This window comes from Bacillus sp. Pc3, assembly GCF_000815145.1.
GTDB lineage: Bacteria > Bacillota > Bacilli > Bacillales > Bacillaceae > Bacillus > Bacillus velezensis.
Map to the genome: position 1 here is coordinate 1,198,287 of NZ_CP010406.1, position 17,506 is coordinate 1,215,792.

Consider the following 17,506-nt stretch of genomic DNA (forward strand, 5'->3'; position numbering starts at 1 on the left):
TTGCCCAACCGTTCTATTGAATTGAGACATTTGAGAGACTTGAACTGATTCCAGAATAATTGTCAGGCTCAAGCCCTTTTATTTTTCCGCTGACCGCCCTTGCACTCTGACGGTAATGAATCAGAATGTAAGGCGGGTTTTCCCCGAGCTCCCGGTACAGCTGGTGATAAATCTCTTTTCTTTTGCTGATATCAAGCGTGCCGGCTCCTTTCTCTATCAGCCGGTCCGCTTTCGGATTGGAATACCCCGTTACATTATTGGGATGGCCGGAAGCCAGCTTTTCCACCGTGTCATTCGGATCAAGAATCTGCGAGGTGGAAACGGCGGCAAGGTCATATTGTTTGTCATTTATTTTCGCTACTTCTGTATTAAAATCCATCACTTCCGGTTTTAATGAGATTCCGATGTCCGCGTAATTTTCTTTCGCGATCGGGATGAAATCATCATCCGCTTTAGACGTGTAATAGCTGATTTCAAGCTTTTTGCCGTTTTTTTCACGTACACCGTCTTTGCCCGTTTTCCAGCCCGCTTCATCGAGAAGCTTTCTGGCTTTTTCAGGGTTAAACGCGTATCGATTGACATCTTTGTCATCATAAGCCCACGAAACCGGAGACACCGGCACATTCGCGACTTCTCCGTAGCGTTTAAAGCGGACATCGACGATTTTTTGACGGTCAAGTCCGTAAATAAGCGCCTGGGACACTTTCTTATCTTGAAAAGGCGGACGCTTGTGATTGACGTACACAAGCCCGTAATCATTCACGACAGATACGCTTATATTGGCAAAACCGAGACTTTTTAAATGCTGAACCGTATCATCATCAGGTGAAAAAGAAGCGTAATCTAGGTCACCCGTTTCAAACAGCTGAAGGGAAGTTGACGGATCGATAATTTTATAAATCAGCTTTTCGGTTTTTGGTTTTCCGGCATAATAGTGTTCATTAGCCTGATAGCGTATTTCCTGTCCCGGAAGATATTCTGTAAATTGATAAGGTCCCGCTCCGAGCGGTTTGGCATAAAGCTCTTTTAAATAGTCCAGTTTGCCGAATTGATATTTCTTTCCGTAGTAGGCTTCTGACAGCACCTGGCCGCCTAAAAGAAGCAGCGACTTCGCACTGACTTTCTCAGTCGTGATTTGAATGGTTCTGTCATCAAGGAGGCGAATGCCCTCTATCGTCTTTGCCTTTCCTTCTTTGTAAGCCTTACCGCCTTTAATATAGGCCATGGTGATATCTTCATAGCCCGCGTATGCAGGATCATGCAGCAGTGTTAAAGTGAATGCGGCATCCTTTGCGGTCAGCGGTGAACCGTCGCTGAAAACGAGATTTTTTCTTAAACGGAACGTGTATGTAAGCTGATCTTTGGAAATTTTCCAGCTTTCCGCAAGAGCCGGGGCAGGCTTCCCCGTTTTATCCAGTTTGACTAACGGTTCAAAAATAGGATCTGTCGCATTTCCGTCCCAGCCGTTTTCGTAAAAGTACGGCAGAAACACACCGCCCGGCGCGGAAATCCCAGCAACAAAAGTGTCAGTTCTGGCTTTCGATTTAGCGGGAATGGCCGCCGGATGAGAAGCTTTAAATTCCTTTGTCTTGACATGGGCAATACGTGTTTCTTCCTTTTTATCCACCGCAGATGACGGTTCTTCCCCGGCGCTCCCTAACGCGCACCCTGATAACATGATGGATACCGACAGCGCGAGTACCGTTGTTTTTATCCTCCATTTTCTCTCCTTCATCTTTATCGAACCCCCGCATGCTTTTCATCTATCTTTATATAAATCTGCTCCATCTGTTCCTCATTTCTCATAATCTCCCGTTTGTTTTTCTCTACAAGCAGTTCGAAATTCAATGTGTATTTTCTGTACTTTTTTCGTTTTTTGCTCTTTTTGCGTACATGTGATACCTTTTTTAACGCCACTTTTATCCCTCCGCTTTTCATTTCATTCATGACTTTCACGCAAAAAAGGCCCTTATCTGTTTAAAAGATAAGAGCCTTCGGTGATCCGATCAGCCATCGTTTGGAAATATGTAATGATTATGTTAATTCATACAATCCCTACCTGTCAACTATAATTTAAAATATCGTTTCCTTCCGGGGGTTTTCCTCATACACTCTCTCATTTTTCCGCATATGCTAGAAAACATAGCAGAGTACAAGTGAAAGTGAGTGAGAATGTGGAAAAGACAACATTGACCGGTCGCATCGTCAAAAAAGATGACCCGGACTATAATGCTGCAAGAACCAATATCAATTTAAGCCTGCAAAGATATCCAGACATCATTGTGTTTTGTCAAAACAAACATGACGCCCTCAATGCGGTGAGATGGGCACGTGAGAACAATGTGCCTTTCCGTATCAGAGGCGGAAGACACAGCTACGAAAATTTTTCCCTGTTAAATGACGGACTAGTCATTGATCTCAGTGAAATGAAGAAAATAAGAGTAAATGAGGATAAGCGGCTGGTCTCGATTGAAGCGGGAGCCGAATTGGGGGAAGTCTACCGGACACTCTGGCGGTACGGCTTGACCCTTCCTGCGGGAACCATTGCGAATGTGGGAATCACAGGGCTGACGCTCGGGGGAGGAATCGGATATTTAACAAGGACAGCCGGACTTACTTGCGATCGTCTCCTCCAGCTCGAAATGATCATAGCGGACGAAAAAGCGGGTGCTGACTTGATCACAGTCAACCGCTCAAAGCACTCTGATCTATTTTGGGCATCTCAGGGCGGAGGGGGAGGCAACTTCGGCATTGTCACATCCATGATGTTTAAAGCCGTGCCGATCTCGTGCGTGTCTGTTTTTTCTGTCACTTGGGGCTGGGATGATTTTGAGGAAGTATTTAACACATGGCAGCGCTGGGCTCCATTTACAGACAACCGGCTTACCTCATCAATTCAGTTTTGGCCTAAGGAAGTAAACCGCATAGAAGCGCTCGGTCAATTTACCGGGACAAAGGATGAGCTGAAAGAACTGCTGGCTCCGTTAATGAAAGCGGGAAAACCGGCAAGCGGCATGGTCAAGACAGTGCCATTTATTAAAGCGGCAGCCTTTTTTAACAGCCCGGGAGGCAATCAGCCGCAAAAGATGAAGCGGTCAGGATCCTTTATTGAAAAACCATTATCAACACGCGCGATTTCCACTTTAAAGCGCTATTTAGAGCACGCTCCGAACGAAAACGCCAGTGTGTGGCAGCAATCTCTCGGCGGGGCGGCCGGACGGATCGCTCCTGACCAAACGGCATTCTACTATCGCAACGCAATCATTGCCCAAGAATATATTACAACTTGGACATCTGCTGAAGAAGAAAGACAAAATGTCCGCTGGATCGAAGGACTGAGAACGTCCCTATCAAGAGAAACGATGGGAGATTACGTGAATTGGCCTGATAGAGAAATCAGAAACTGGCTGCAAACGTATTACGGAGAAAATGTTCACCGCCTCCGTCAAGTCAAAACGAAATACGATCCGGAAAATATATTCCGCTTTGAACAGAGCATTCCGCCGCTTCGCCGTTCACCGTTTTTCTAAAAAAGATGAAGATGGGCAAACTCCATCTTCATCTTTTCTTTTATTGATATAAACGGCTTCCCTTCTCTGCAAACTCTTTTGCTTTTTCTTTCAGCCCTTCGTTGACGGCCTCGTCTTCAGTAAGTCCGTTTTCCTTCGCATAATCACGAATATCCTGAGAAATTCTCATACTGCAGAACTTCGGACCGCACATCGAACAGAAGTGAGCCGTTTTTGCGCCTTCAGCCGGCAGCGTTTCATCATGATATTCCATTGCTCTTTCAGGATCAAGCGACAAATGAAATTGATCACGCCACCGGAATTCAAACCGCGCCTTAGACAGAGCATCGTCACGGATCTGTGCACCCGGATGCCCTTTAGCAAGGTCTGCGGCATGTGCCGCGATTTTGTACGTGATGACACCTTCTCTTACATCATCACGATTCGGCAGCCCCAAATGCTCCTTCGGCGTGACATAGCAAAGCATCGCCGTCCCGTACCAGCCGATCATCGCCGCGCCGATTGCTGAAGTAATGTGGTCATAACCCGGAGCGATATCCGTCGTTAATGGTCCGAGCGTGTAAAAAGGCGCCTCTTTACAAATTTCCAGCTGCTTGTCCATGTTTTCCTTAATTTTATGCATCGGCACATGACCCGGTCCTTCGATCATCACTTGCACATCGTGCTTCCACGCAATCTCCGTCAATTCTCCGAGAGTTTCCAATTCCGCAAACTGCGCTTCATCATTGGCATCCGCAATCGAACCGGGGCGAAGCCCGTCACCAAGAGAAAAAGCGATATCATAGGTTTTCATAATTTCACAAATGTCTTCAAAATGCGTGTACAGAAAGCTTTCCTGATGATGAGCCAGGCACCATTGCGCCATAATTGCCCCGCCGCGGGATACGATTCCCGTCGTGCGTTTAGCCGTTAACGGGACGTAACGAAGCAGTACGCCGGCATGGATGGTGAAATAATCCACGCCCTGCTCCGCCTGCTCAATCAATGTGTCACGATAAATGTCCCACGTTAAATCCTCGGCAATGCCATTTACTTTTTCAAGCGCCTGATATATCGGCACCGTCCCCACAGGCACGGGGCAGTTGCGGATAATCCATTCACGCGTCGTATGAATGTCTTTTCCCGTGGATAAGTCCATCATCGTATCGGCGCCCCAGCGAATCGCCCACGTCATTTTTTCGACTTCTTCTTCGATAGAAGATGTAACAGCCGAGTTGCCGATATTGGCATTGATTTTCACATGAAAATTCCGGCCGATAATCATCGGCTCGCTTTCCGGGTGGTTGACGTTAGAAGGAATAATCGCCCGGCCGCTCGCCACCTCTTCCCTGACAAATTCGGGAGACACATGCTCACGTATTGCGATAAACTCCATTTCCGGCGTAATGATGCCTTTTCTCGCATAATGCAATTGTGTTACATTTTTCCCCGGCTTGGCCCGAAGCGGTTTCCGCTGTAGGCCGGGGTATTCGGCGGCACGGCCCTCTTTTTTATAGCCGTTGTCTTCAGGTCTCACGGTCCGGCCGTTATATTCTTCTACATCTCCGCGCCCGGTAATCCACTTTGTGCGGAGCGCCCCCAGCCCTTCATGAATATCAATCTGTACATCTGGGTCTGTATACGGCCCGCTCGTATCATAAACACGGACCGGCGCATTCTCCTCTTCCCCGAATGCCCCCGTAGTCGCACTCAGGCTGATTTCCCGCATCGGCACTCGTATATCGGGCGAAGAACCTTCTGCATAAACCTTTTTACTGCCGGAAAAACTCGACATAATGGAAATGTTCGCTTGCTGTACTGATTGATTTTGCATACAAATCTCTCCTTTATCATTTGAATAACAGAACCAAGCTCAGCACCAGCACAAAAAAACCGGGTTCAAAGAAGAACCCGGTTTTGCAGTCAGAAAGAAACTATTATTGTTTTCATCAACAATAATAAAACCTTTACTTCCCCACGCTGGTACGAACCAGATCAGGTCCAAAGGGTTAAGAAGCCGCCGCTTCTCTCTCAGCCCGCTCAGACGGGCACCCCCAGTAACTATTGATTTCGCTCTCATCGTAACATAAGTTGTGTACAAAAAAAAGCATATTATCAAAATTCAGATAACGGTAAGGTCATAAGCTCTGTTTCCCGAACGCCTTTTTCGGTATTAAAAACCCGATAACCCTTTGCGGTTTCCCGGGAGGAGACAGCCCGGAACAGCTGACCGTCTTTATAATGAAGCGCAGCGCCGTCATCAGCGGCATAGCCCTCCCTGAGTTTCTTTTCTGAAATCAGACGGTGATACACCGGCCGGCGCTCCGCTTCTCCGTCATAGTGCGGACAAAAGCTTCCCCGCAAAAATCCTAAAGCTCTTAACTCTCTCAAATCTCCAGCTGAATCCGTCACTCCTTCTTCATACCAGCAAATCGCCCCGGCGCTGAGACCCGCCAACATGATGCCGTTTTCCCAAGCCTCACGAAGAATAAGGTCAAGCCCCCACTCTTTCCATAAGACAAGCATATTGCGCGTATTTCCGCCGCCGACATATATAATATCTTTCTTCATGAGAAAGGATCTGAGATCAGAACCCGGCGGTTTAAACAGCGACAAGTGATCCGGCTCACACCGCAGCTTTTGAAAGGCCTGATAAAACCTGCCGATATAATTCTCCGAATCTCCGCTTGCCGTCGGCAAAAAACAAATTTTCGGCTTTGACCGCGCCGACTGCTCTAAAATATACTGATCCAGCACAAGATGATCCGGCTCCATGGAAAAGCCCCCGCCGCCCATTGCAATAATCTGCTTCAATGTCATCACCTCTTTTTTCCTCTAGTATAACAGCTCATAAAAAGGCGTTACCCCCCATTCCGGATACCGCCTTTAAAAAGTATTTGTTATCTGAAAAATGAAAACGCACCGTATAACACAACGGAGATCCCCGCGGCGATAAGCGCCGGAACAAGCTTCGAACGGGCATACTTCACAACATCGATCCCCAACACCGTACAGGTTGTCACCGTATTATCACTGAGAGGAGAAGCAAACGCTCCAAATGTTCCGCTCGCAAACACGGCCCCGATCGCTAATAATAAACTGGTATGTGACTGTACCGCCAGCGTTACGCCGAGCGGCATTAATAGCCCCCAAGTCCCCCAGGATGACCCGATAAAATAGGATATAACAGCCCCCAGTATAAAAAGAGACGGCGCAATAAACATATGAGGGATCCATGACGTTAAATGAGAAGTAACATATTTCGAGAATCCCAGATCTTCAGATACTGCTGTTACGGCCCAAATCAGCGATAACATAATAATAACGTTGACCAATTCGTTTCCGCCCTTAATAAAATGGGTAACAAGCTCGCCTGCATGAAAACGCTGAAACATAAAAAGAGCAAATGCTGCAATAACCGCTGCCAATAATGCGGTTAACATGACGCCAAGCATATCGCTTTTGATAAAAGCATTCAAAAACCCTTGTGCTTTTGAATGGCCGTCCCACCAGCTGAGAAAGAGTGTTAATAGCAAAAACAGCCCGATCGGAATGATTAAATTCCAAGGCCGAATCGGTGTTTCCTTAATATAAGCACGGTGCGCCGAATCCAGCTCCTCCTGCTGGTCAGCATGCTCATCACTTTCGAACATTCCCGTATGTCCATCGTGAATATCTGAGATCGTCCCTGTTTCCATGTTGAATGAACCTGAGCCTTTTGAAAGCAACACACCGCTGTTCCGCGGAATCGGTTCCGTATTTTTGTTATGTTTGCGAGCAGAAGTTTGTCCGCTCTTTTCTGTTTTTTCTAAGCTTTCGTCCGCTTTTTGTTTCTTAAAAAAGCAGTAATAAATTCCGACTACTATAATCACAATGGAGAAAAAATTGAAGGGAATACTTTTCACATACACCGTGTAAGCCGGCTGATCTATTCCTGACGTTTTAAGGGCCTGTCCGATAATGGAAACCATGTAGCCGACAAATGCCGTTGCTATCGGAATCAAGGCAATGACAGGGTTTGCCGTAAACTCAATGGCATACGCAATTTTCTGTTTCGACAGGTTCAGACGCTTGCTTAAAGCTTTCATGATCGGTGCAATTGTGACGATGCGAAAGTCCGGTTCACTGAACGTGCCAAATGTCGACAGCCATGCAAGCAGCATCGCACCTTTTTTGGTTTTAACTTTTTTACTGATCAAATGGACGAATCCTTTTATCCCGCCGGTCAGCTTTATAATCCCTACAAGGCCGGCATATGAATATAGAAACACAATGATTCTAATATTATTGGTGACGACAATGTTGCTGATTACATATTGAACCATATGTTCAATCCCGCCAAGCAAGCTGGGATGCAAAAGATAGCTTCCGACCAGCAAACCGACAAACAGACCGGACTGCACTTGCTTTGTAATGATTGAAATAGGAATGACCAGAATAAATGGGATAAGACAAGCCCAAGTCCCTTCCATAAAAAACACCTCTTTCAAAGAACTTCTTGTTAGTATCTTTGAAAAAAGCGGATTTATACAATCAGCAGGTATCATGTTTTCACAAGCTTTGGAGGATATTTTCATGCAACAAAAAAGGCTTCTACATATTGTAGAAGCCTTTGTATACCGGTGGCCGGGGTCGAACCGGCACTCCAGAAGGAACACGATTTTGAGTCGTGCGCGTCTGCCAATTCCGCCACACCGGCATGTAATGCGTCGTGTTCAACCGACGTATATAAATATAACATGTATTTCATAAAACGTCAACGGTTTTAGCAAAGTTTTTTAAATGGTAATGCAGTATATGCGATACAAGCAAGAAACTTATATTGATAGTCATTACGTTTTTATTATATAAAAAAAGTGATCTGCAATATGCAAATCACTCTCATATATGTTTTATAATGTGAAAACTGATGACCAATTTAACATAGTTCGTTCAAAGTTAAATTGGTGCCGAGGGCCGGACTTGAACCGGCACGGTAGTCACCTACCGCAGGATTTTAAGTCCTGTGTGTCTGCCAATTCCACCACCCCGGCAATAGAAAGGCGACACCCGGATTCGAACCGGGGATAAAGGTTTTGCAGACCTCTGCCTTACCACTTGGCTATGCCGCCGTAATTTGGAGCGGAAGACGGGATTCGAACCCGCGACCCCCACCTTGGCAAGGTGATGTTCTACCACTGAACTACTTCCGCAACATGTAAAAGAACTTAATACATCTTATGCTGTTGTTTTTAAAAAAATGCAACTGGGCTAGCTGGATTCGAACCAACGCATGACGGAGTCAAAGTCCGTTGCCTTACCGCTTGGCTATAGCCCAATGATAAAATGGGGCGATTGATGGGAATCGAACCCACGAGTGCCAGAGCCACAATCTGGTGCGTTAACCACTTCGCCACAACCGCCATAATCTGAAGATGAATAAATAAAATAGTGGCAGGGGCAGTAGGAATCGAACCCACACCGGAGGTTTTGGAGACCTCTGTTCTACCGTTAAACTATGCCCCTATTTATAAAATGGTGGAGGGGGGCAGATTCGAACTGCCGAACCCTGAGGGAGCGGATTTACAGTCCGCCGCGTTTAGCCACTTCGCTACCCCTCCATCATTTAGAGTGCCGGCCAGAGGACTTGAACCCCCAACCTACTGATTACAAGTCAGTTGCTCTACCAATTGAGCTAGACCGGCAAATGGTGGCTCGGGACGGAATCGAACCGCCGACACACGGATTTTCAGTCCGTTGCTCTACCAACTGAGCTACCGAGCCTTTTTATAAATGGCGGTCCGGACGGGACTCGAACCCGCGACCTCCTGCGTGACAGGCAGGCATTCTAACCAACTGAACTACCGGACCATTTTTTTGGTTGCGGGGGCAGGATTTGAACCTGCGACCTTCGGGTTATGAGCCCGACGAGCTACCGAACTGCTCCACCCCGCGATGATAATGGTGGAGGATGACGGGCTCGAACCGCCGACCCTCTGCTTGTAAGGCAGATGCTCTCCCAGCTGAGCTAATCCTCCATCATATAAGTGACCCGTACGGGATTCGAACCCGTGTTACCGCCGTGAAAGGGCGGTGTCTTAACCGCTTGACCAACGGGCCCTGGTATTTTTTCGTTTGTTATGTATTGATAATTAGTGGCGGAGAGCAAGGGATTCGAACCCTTGAGACGGGGTTACCGCCTACACGATTTCCAATCGTGCTCCTTCGGCCACTCGGACAGCTCTCCATAAATGGCTCCGCAGGTAGGATTCGAACCTACGACCGATCGGTTAACAGCCGATAGCTCTACCACTGAGCTACTGCGGAATGAAGTCTGCCTGGCGATGTCCTACTCTCACAGGGGGAAACCCCCGACTACCATCGGCGCTGAAGAGCTTAACTTCCGTGTTCGGCATGGGAACGGGTGTGACCTCTTCGCCATCATCACCAGACATTTTAGTGACATGTATTATTATACTATGTATTTCAGAAAAAGCAAGAGTTTTTTTAAAAAAATTCTCTCAAAACTAGATAACAGTAAGCATACATTCAAATTGGTTAAGTCCTCGATCGATTAGTATCTGTCAGCTCCATGTGTCGCCACACTTCCACCTCAGACCTATCAACCTGATCATCTTTCAGGGATCTTACTTCCTTGCGGAATGGGAAATCTCATCTTGAGGGGGGCTTCATGCTTAGATGCTTTCAGCACTTATCCCGTCCGCACATAGCTACCCAGCGATGCCCTTGGCAGAACAACTGGTACACCAGCGGTGCGTCCATCCCGGTCCTCTCGTACTAAGGACAGCTCCTCTCAAATTTCCTGCGCCCGCGACGGATAGGGACCGAACTGTCTCACGACGTTCTGAACCCAGCTCGCGTACCGCTTTAATGGGCGAACAGCCCAACCCTTGGGACCGACTACAGCCCCAGGATGCGATGAGCCGACATCGAGGTGCCAAACCTCCCCGTCGATGTGGACTCTTGGGGGAGATAAGCCTGTTATCCCCGGGGTAGCTTTTATCCGTTGAGCGATGGCCCTTCCATGCGGAACCACCGGATCACTAAGCCCGACTTTCGTCCCTGCTCGACTTGTAGGTCTCGCAGTCAAGCTCCCTTGTGCCTTTACACTCTGCGAATGATTTCCAACCATTCTGAGGGAACCTTTGGGCGCCTCCGTTACCTTTTAGGAGGCGACCGCCCCAGTCAAACTGCCCACCTGACACTGTCTCCCCGCCCGATAAGGGCGGCGGGTTAGAAGGTCAATACAGCCAGGGTAGTATCCCACCGATGCCTCCACCGAAGCTGGCGCTCCGGTTTCCAAGGCTCCTACCTATCCTGTACAAGCTGTACCAACATTCAATATCAGGCTGCAGTAAAGCTCCACGGGGTCTTTCCGTCCTGTCGCGGGTAACCTGCATCTTCACAGGTACTATAATTTCACCGAGTCTCTCGTTGAGACAGTGCCCAGATCGTTGCGCCTTTCGTGCGGGTCGGAACTTACCCGACAAGGAATTTCGCTACCTTAGGACCGTTATAGTTACGGCCGCCGTTTACTGGGGCTTCAATTCGCACCTTCGCTTACGCTAAGCGCTCCTCTTAACCTTCCAGCACCGGGCAGGCGTCAGCCCCTATACTTCGCCTTACGGCTTCGCAGAGACCTGTGTTTTTGCTAAACAGTCGCCTGGGCCTATTCACTGCGGCTCTCTCGGGCTTGCACCCTAACAGAGCACCCCTTCTCCCGAAGTTACGGGGTCATTTTGCCGAGTTCCTTAACGAGAGTTCTCTCGATCACCTTAGGATTCTCTCCTCGCCTACCTGTGTCGGTTTGCGGTACGGGCACCTCTCACCTCGCTAGAGGCTTTTCTTGGCAGTGTGGAATCAGGAACTTCGCTACTATAATTCGCTCGCCATCACAGCTCAGCCTTCACGGGAAACGGATTTGCCTATTTCCCAGCCTAACTGCTTGGACGCGGATATCCAATACCGCGCTTACCCTATCCTCCTGCGTCCCCCCATTGCTCAAATGGTGAGGAGGTGGTACAGGAATATCAACCTGTTATCCATCGCCTACGCCTTTCGGCCTCGGCTTAGGTCCCGACTAACCCTGAGCGGACGAGCCTTCCTCAGGAAACCTTAGGCATTCGGTGGAGGGGATTCTCACCCCTCTTTCGCTACTCATACCGGCATTCTCACTTCTAAGCGCTCCACAAGTCCTTCCGGTCTTGCTTCACAGCCCTTAGAACGCTCTCCTACCACTGTTCGAAGAACAGTCCGCAGCTTCGGTGATACGTTTAGCCCCGGTACATTTTCGGCGCAGAGTCACTCGACCAGTGAGCTATTACGCACTCTTTAAATGGTGGCTGCTTCTAAGCCAACATCCTGGTTGTCTAAGCAACTCCACATCCTTTTCCACTTAACGTATACTTTGGGACCTTAGCTGGCGGTCTGGGCTGTTTCCCTTTCGACTACGGATCTTATCACTCGCAGTCTGACTCCCAAGGATAAGTCATCGGCATTCGGAGTTTGACTGAATTCGGTAACCCGGTAGGGGCCCCTAGTCCAATCAGTGCTCTACCTCCGAGACTCTTACCTTGAGGCTAGCCCTAAAGCTATTTCGGAGAGAACCAGCTATCTCCAGGTTCGATTGGCATTTCACCCCTACCCACACCTCATCCCCGCACTTTTCAACGTGCGTGGGTTCGGGCCTCCATTCAGTGTTACCTGAACTTCACCCTGGACATGGGTAGATCACCTGGTTTCGGGTCTACGACCACGTACTCAATTCGCCCTATTCAGACTCGCTTTCGCTGCGGCTCCGCATCTTCTGCTTAACCTTGCACGGGATCGTAACTCGCCGGTTCATTCTACAAAAGGCACGCCATCACCCGTTAACGGGCTCTGACTACTTGTAGGCACACGGTTTCAGGATCTCTTTCACTCCCCTTCCGGGGTGCTTTTCACCTTTCCCTCACGGTACTGGTTCACTATCGGTCACTAGGGAGTATTTAGCCTTGGGAGATGGTCCTCCCGGATTCCGACGGAATTTCACGTGTTCCGCCGTACTCAGGATCCACTCAGGAGAGAACGAAGTTTTGACTACAGGGCTGTTACCTCCTATGGCGGGCCTTTCCAGACCTCTTCATCTACCTCGTTCCTTTGTAACTCCGTACAGAGTGTCCTACAACCCCAAGAGGCAAGCCTCTTGGTTTGGGCTGGTCCCGTTTCGCTCGCCGCTACTCAGGGAATCGCATTTGCTTTCTCTTCCTCCGGGTACTTAGATGTTTCAGTTCCCCGGGTCTGCCTTCTCATATCCTATGTATTCAGATATGGATACCACTCCATTACGAGTGGTGGGTTTCCCCATTCGGAAATCTCCGGATCAAAGCTTGCTTACAGCTCCCCGAAGCATATCGGTGTTCGTCCCGTCCTTCATCGGCTCCTAGTGCCAAGGCATCCACCGTGCGCCCTTTCTAACTTAACCGTTAAAAAGAATCACTACGTGATATCTTGCATTACTAATTGAATGTGAATTACTTCTGTTATCTAGTTTTCAAAGAACAACATCTCGAAGAATCGAATGATCCTTCAAAACTAAACAAGACAGGGAACGTTCTGTTTATAAGACCCAAGGTCTTATATTCCGTTAAAATCCTTAGAAAGGAGGTGATCCAGCCGCACCTTCCGATACGGCTACCTTGTTACGACTTCACCCCAATCATCTGTCCCACCTTCGGCGGCTGGCTCCATAAAGGTTACCTCACCGACTTCGGGTGTTACAAACTCTCGTGGTGTGACGGGCGGTGTGTACAAGGCCCGGGAACGTATTCACCGCGGCATGCTGATCCGCGATTACTAGCGATTCCAGCTTCACGCAGTCGAGTTGCAGACTGCGATCCGAACTGAGAACAGATTTGTGGGATTGGCTTAACCTCGCGGTTTCGCTGCCCTTTGTTCTGTCCATTGTAGCACGTGTGTAGCCCAGGTCATAAGGGGCATGATGATTTGACGTCATCCCCACCTTCCTCCGGTTTGTCACCGGCAGTCACCTTAGAGTGCCCAACTGAATGCTGGCAACTAAGATCAAGGGTTGCGCTCGTTGCGGGACTTAACCCAACATCTCACGACACGAGCTGACGACAACCATGCACCACCTGTCACTCTGCCCCCGAAGGGGACGTCCTATCTCTAGGATTGTCAGAGGATGTCAAGACCTGGTAAGGTTCTTCGCGTTGCTTCGAATTAAACCACATGCTCCACCGCTTGTGCGGGCCCCCGTCAATTCCTTTGAGTTTCAGTCTTGCGACCGTACTCCCCAGGCGGAGTGCTTAATGCGTTAGCTGCAGCACTAAGGGGCGGAAACCCCCTAACACTTAGCACTCATCGTTTACGGCGTGGACTACCAGGGTATCTAATCCTGTTCGCTCCCCACGCTTTCGCTCCTCAGCGTCAGTTACAGACCAGAGAGTCGCCTTCGCCACTGGTGTTCCTCCACATCTCTACGCATTTCACCGCTACACGTGGAATTCCACTCTCCTCTTCTGCACTCAAGTTCCCCAGTTTCCAATGACCCTCCCCGGTTGAGCCGGGGGCTTTCACATCAGACTTAAGAAACCGCCTGCGAGCCCTTTACGCCCAATAATTCCGGACAACGCTTGCCACCTACGTATTACCGCGGCTGCTGGCACGTAGTTAGCCGTGGCTTTCTGGTTAGGTACCGTCAAGGTGCCGCCCTATTTGAACGGCACTTGTTCTTCCCTAACAACAGAGCTTTACGATCCGAAAACCTTCATCACTCACGCGGCGTTGCTCCGTCAGACTTTCGTCCATTGCGGAAGATTCCCTACTGCTGCCTCCCGTAGGAGTCTGGGCCGTGTCTCAGTCCCAGTGTGGCCGATCACCCTCTCAGGTCGGCTACGCATCGTCGCCTTGGTGAGCCGTTACCTCACCAACTAGCTAATGCGCCGCGGGTCCATCTGTAAGTGGTAGCCGAAGCCACCTTTTATGTCTGAACCATGCGGTTCAAACAACCATCCGGTATTAGCCCCGGTTTCCCGGAGTTATCCCAGTCTTACAGGCAGGTTACCCACGTGTTACTCACCCGTCCGCCGCTAACATCAGGGAGCAAGCTCCCATCTGTCCGCTCGACTTGCATGTATTAGGCACGCCGCCAGCGTTCGTCCTGAGCCAGGATCAAACTCTCCGATAAAGTAGTTTGACTGACTACGCACATCACTGTGCGATTTATTTAAAACTTTGAATTAACAGGTACGTTTTGTCTTGTTTAGTTTTCAAAGATCATCTCAACCTCATCTTGAGGCGACTTTTTCAGTATAACATTTCAGCGATTTGCTGTCAAATGTTTTTTGTTTTTATTTCTCCGCCGCTGTGAGCTTTTTGTTGAAGCGCATCAGCGACGTTTAATAATATACCATGCCTATGATTCAGCGTCAACACTTTTTTTGAAAGAATATCCTCGATGATATACTTCCTGCCCTTTGGTCTCTATTTGAGATACTTCAACAAAGCCTTTTTCCGTCAGGTAATCAAGCATAACACCAAGATCTTGGGTGAAGTGCACCAGTTCAGGGTGCTGAAGCAATTCTCCAAACTGCCACATTTCTTTTTCTTTCATCACTTGAAAAAGGTGGGCAGAACCGATTTCAGCTTTTGAATGGATGAGAAAATCATTTGCTAAGAATAATAATTCGAGCCTTTTCTCCAAACTTTCGTGACTCTCGACAAGTTCGGAATATAGCTTATATACCTGCGGCTCAATGTGACGGACCTGGTTCCAGACTGTCGTTTCGGGATAAAATCCCCGGTCAATCACTTCTATGCGGGCCAAGTGGTGAAGAGCATGCACTACCGCATAATATGCATCCAGAAAATGATCAGCTTCAAAAAACGCTTTTCCTTCTACAAATCTTCTGATCAGCTTGCCGTATTCCATTCCGATCTTTAATTTCCGCTCGGCGAAAGGAAAAGTGCTGAGCCGGTCATTGAGTTCAGATATATATTCATTGCGGTCAAACAGTACTTTGCCGTTGATGATCCAATCTATGACTCTTCTATTGGTCCCAAGCAGAATCCATTCCTGAAGCAGAGCCTCCGTTACAATATGTAAAGAAGCGGTTTTTTGTTCGAATTCATAATGCTTTATAAAAAGAGGTTCATCAGCCTGTTTGACAATGACAAGCATGACCGCATCAAAGTTATCCGTGATGGATGATGCTTTACTCCTTCTCTCAATCATAAGGACGGCCAGCGTATCGGGATGACTTGCTCTTTCTTGGTAAATTGGACGGAGAAGATTGTCCATTACGATTCCTCCAATGCGATTGTTTCACTAGCTATTGTTTCTACATTTCTATGATAAAACATGAAAGTCCTTTTTTCTAAACACATTGCACTATTATAACAAATTTCCTTTCAGGTGCCATATTTATTCTTCCCTTTTCTTACGAAAACATGAAGAATATGCCATCTGTTTTGTGCTATAGTTAAACGGGAGGGGGATGGACATGGCGAAATACTCAAGCAAAATTAATAAGATCAGAACGTTTGCGTTAAGTTTGGTTTTCGTTGGGTTTATCATTATGTACATCGGGCTGTTCTTTAAGCAGTCTGTTTTGCTTGCCAGCTTGTTTATGATTCTCGGCCTGCTGTCGATCGGGCTCAGCACCGCCGTTTATTTTTGGATCGGCATGCTGTCCACAAAAGCGGTCCGGGTGATGTGCCCCGCTTGCGAGAAAGAAACGAAGATTCTGGGCAGAGTGGATATGTGCATGCATTGCAGAGAGCCGCTTACATTGGATAAAGGATTGGAAGGCAAAGCGTTCGATGAGTCTTATAACAGAAAAAACAGTGCAAAATAAACGAAGCTGACCGTATCAAAGCGGTCAGCTTCGTTTAGTGGTTTTCTTTTTTGGAACATTCTTGGCAGACGCCGTAAATCTCCAAACGGTGGTGGCTTACCTTAAACCCCGTGACGTGAGCCGCAAGCTGTTCCACTTCGTCAAGCCCGGGATAATGGAAGTCTACGATTTTTCCGCAGCTTTCACAAATGGCGTGATAATGGTCAGAGGTGACAAAGTCAAATCTGCTGGACGCATCTCCGTACGTCAGTTCCTTTACAAGCCCAGCTTCCCGGAATACACGCAAATTGTTATACACTGTCGCAACACTCATATTAGGGAATTTCCCTTCCAAGGCTTTATATATATCGTCCGCTGTCGGATGTGCCATAGAATCCACGAGATATTCCAGAATGGCATGACGTTGAGGAGTAATCCGGACTCCCGTATCCTTCAACGTGTCTAAGGCTTCTTTTAATTCATGTGCAGCCATCCGTCATGCACCTCTCTTCTAAAAAAGATTCTTACTTTATAATGTTTATAATTAGTGTACATCTTTTTCCGGTCTCCTGTCAAATGTAATCTGAAGAAAACCCCGTGAGTTCAGCATTTGTCCATTAATTAGACGCAATTTGTTCCAATTCTCGAAGCGCCTCGGCAACGTGATCTTTCACTTTTACCTTTCTCCACTCCTTCACAAGACGGCCTTCTTTATCTAACAAAAAAGTGGATCGCTCGATACCCATATATTCTTTCCCAAAATTCTTTTTCAGCTTCCACACATCAAAAGCTTCCGCCAATTTGTGCTCATCATCAACGAGGAGCTGGAAAGGAAGATCGTGTTTTTGCTTAAATTTTTCATGTTTATCACGGCTGTCAGGGCTTACTCCGATAATAACCGCATCAAGTCCCGCGAAACTTTCGTGCTGATCACGGAAATCACATGCTTCCGTCGTGCATCCGGGTGTCATGTCTTTCGGATAAAAATAGAGAACGACGTACTTCCCTTTAAAATCCGTCAATGCTACTTCTTCCCCGCTGTCATTCACTAATTTCATATCCGGTGCTGTTTGTCCGATTTCAATACTCATTTCTTATACCTCCGGGTTTTTTATTAAGCGTATCCAATTCACGTTAAGATTACAACCGTTATCCCCCCGC

10 protein-coding genes, 16 tRNA genes, 3 rRNA genes and 1 riboswitch are annotated in these 17,506 nt (G+C 47.8%); of the genes, 2 read left to right on the forward strand and 27 right to left on the reverse strand.

From position 1 onward, the window contains the following. Positions 1-13: 13 nt before the first annotated feature. Together SB24_RS05370 and SB24_RS05375 are read right to left on the reverse strand one after the other, a co-directional pair. Positions 14-1,735, reverse strand: coding sequence for an ABC transporter substrate-binding protein (locus tag SB24_RS05370; RefSeq protein ID WP_039252263.1), 1,722 nt, complete (start codon positions 1,733-1,735; stop codon positions 14-16). A gap of 2 nt (positions 1,736-1,737) precedes the next feature. Next, positions 1,738-1,917, reverse strand: coding sequence for an FbpB family small basic protein (locus tag SB24_RS05375; RefSeq protein ID WP_015417079.1), 180 nt, complete (start codon positions 1,915-1,917; stop codon positions 1,738-1,740). Between the two features lie 257 nt (positions 1,918-2,174). On the opposite strand from SB24_RS05375, the gene SB24_RS05380 reads away from it, so the two are divergent. After that, positions 2,175-3,530, forward strand: coding sequence for an FAD-binding oxidoreductase (locus tag SB24_RS05380; RefSeq protein WP_025284453.1), 1,356 nt, complete (start codon positions 2,175-2,177; stop codon positions 3,528-3,530). Positions 3,531-3,570: 40 nt separating this feature from the next. Here SB24_RS05380 and thiC read toward each other — a convergent pair whose 3' ends face one another. From thiC to SB24_RS05495, 23 genes are all read right to left on the reverse strand, one after another. Next, a complete protein-coding gene (gene thiC, locus SB24_RS05385; RefSeq protein WP_015417078.1) occupies positions 3,571-5,343 on the reverse strand; it encodes a phosphomethylpyrimidine synthase ThiC in 1,773 nt (590 codons plus the stop codon). 121 nt (positions 5,344-5,464) lie between these two features. Continuing rightward, positions 5,465-5,575, reverse strand: a riboswitch (TPP riboswitch). Between the two features lie 49 nt (positions 5,576-5,624). Next, entirely contained in the window at positions 5,625-6,323 is a 699-nt protein-coding gene (locus SB24_RS05390) for a Type 1 glutamine amidotransferase-like domain-containing protein (RefSeq protein ID WP_033574442.1), read from the reverse strand. An 86-nt stretch (positions 6,324-6,409) separates the two neighbouring features. Continuing rightward, positions 6,410-7,981 (reverse strand): Na+/H+ antiporter NhaC family protein, encoded by a 1,572-nt coding sequence (locus tag SB24_RS05395; protein ID WP_039252267.1) that lies wholly within the window; start codon positions 7,979-7,981, stop codon positions 6,410-6,412. A 145-nt stretch (positions 7,982-8,126) separates the two neighbouring features. Then, a tRNA-Leu gene (locus SB24_RS05400) sits at positions 8,127-8,208 on the reverse strand. 245 nt (positions 8,209-8,453) lie between these two features. Beyond that, a tRNA-Leu gene (locus SB24_RS05405) sits at positions 8,454-8,542 on the reverse strand. Positions 8,543-8,549: 7 nt separating this feature from the next. Then, positions 8,550-8,620: transfer RNA gene (locus tag SB24_RS05410), tRNA-Cys, on the reverse strand. Positions 8,621-8,626: 6 nt separating this feature from the next. Continuing rightward, positions 8,627-8,701: transfer RNA gene (locus tag SB24_RS05415), tRNA-Gly, on the reverse strand. A 53-nt stretch (positions 8,702-8,754) separates the two neighbouring features. Beyond that, positions 8,755-8,826 (reverse strand) — tRNA-Gln (locus SB24_RS05420). Positions 8,827-8,835: 9 nt separating this feature from the next. After that, positions 8,836-8,911 (reverse strand) — tRNA-His (locus SB24_RS05425). A 29-nt stretch (positions 8,912-8,940) separates the two neighbouring features. Further along, a tRNA-Trp gene (locus SB24_RS05430) sits at positions 8,941-9,014 on the reverse strand. 10 nt (positions 9,015-9,024) lie between these two features. Then, a tRNA-Tyr gene (locus SB24_RS05435) sits at positions 9,025-9,109 on the reverse strand. A gap of 11 nt (positions 9,110-9,120) precedes the next feature. After that, positions 9,121-9,193: transfer RNA gene (locus SB24_RS05440), tRNA-Thr, on the reverse strand. 3 nt (positions 9,194-9,196) lie between these two features. Further along, positions 9,197-9,272: transfer RNA gene (locus SB24_RS05445), tRNA-Phe, on the reverse strand. 10 nt (positions 9,273-9,282) lie between these two features. Then, positions 9,283-9,359 (reverse strand) — tRNA-Asp (locus SB24_RS05450). 7 nt (positions 9,360-9,366) lie between these two features. Then, positions 9,367-9,443: transfer RNA gene (locus tag SB24_RS05455), tRNA-Met, on the reverse strand. A gap of 7 nt (positions 9,444-9,450) precedes the next feature. Continuing rightward, positions 9,451-9,526 (reverse strand) — tRNA-Val (locus SB24_RS05460). 10 nt (positions 9,527-9,536) lie between these two features. Next, positions 9,537-9,608: transfer RNA gene (locus SB24_RS05465), tRNA-Glu, on the reverse strand. A gap of 36 nt (positions 9,609-9,644) precedes the next feature. Then, positions 9,645-9,735: transfer RNA gene (locus tag SB24_RS05470), tRNA-Ser, on the reverse strand. 5 nt (positions 9,736-9,740) lie between these two features. Further along, a tRNA-Asn gene (locus SB24_RS05475) sits at positions 9,741-9,815 on the reverse strand. Positions 9,816-9,824: 9 nt separating this feature from the next. Continuing rightward, a 5S ribosomal RNA gene (gene rrf / locus SB24_RS05480) occupies positions 9,825-9,940 on the reverse strand. Positions 9,941-10,042: 102 nt separating this feature from the next. Further along, a 23S ribosomal RNA gene (locus SB24_RS05485) occupies positions 10,043-12,972 on the reverse strand. A gap of 175 nt (positions 12,973-13,147) precedes the next feature. Then, positions 13,148-14,697 (reverse strand): 16S ribosomal RNA (locus SB24_RS05490). Together the 16S, 23S and 5S rRNA genes with 16 tRNA genes alongside form the textbook arrangement of a ribosomal RNA operon. 228 nt (positions 14,698-14,925) lie before the next feature. Further along, positions 14,926-15,810 (reverse strand): nucleotidyltransferase-like protein, encoded by an 885-nt coding sequence (locus SB24_RS05495; protein ID WP_039252270.1) that lies wholly within the window; start codon positions 15,808-15,810, stop codon positions 14,926-14,928. Positions 15,811-16,012: 202 nt separating this feature from the next. Between SB24_RS05495 and SB24_RS05500 the strand changes: the two genes are divergently transcribed. Beyond that, positions 16,013-16,366, forward strand: coding sequence for a YgzB family protein (locus SB24_RS05500; protein WP_039252273.1), 354 nt, complete (start codon positions 16,013-16,015; stop codon positions 16,364-16,366). Between the two features lie 34 nt (positions 16,367-16,400). Here SB24_RS05500 and perR read toward each other — a convergent pair whose 3' ends face one another. Further along, a complete protein-coding gene (gene perR, locus SB24_RS05505; protein WP_003155465.1) occupies positions 16,401-16,838 on the reverse strand; it encodes a peroxide-responsive transcriptional repressor PerR in 438 nt (145 codons plus the stop codon). Between the two features lie 124 nt (positions 16,839-16,962). Next, positions 16,963-17,436 carry a thioredoxin-dependent thiol peroxidase gene (gene bcp, locus SB24_RS05510; RefSeq protein WP_039252278.1) on the reverse strand — a complete coding sequence of 158 codons (474 nt, stop codon included), beginning with the start codon at positions 17,434-17,436 and terminating at the stop codon, positions 16,963-16,965. Positions 17,437-17,506: the final 70 nt, after the last annotated feature.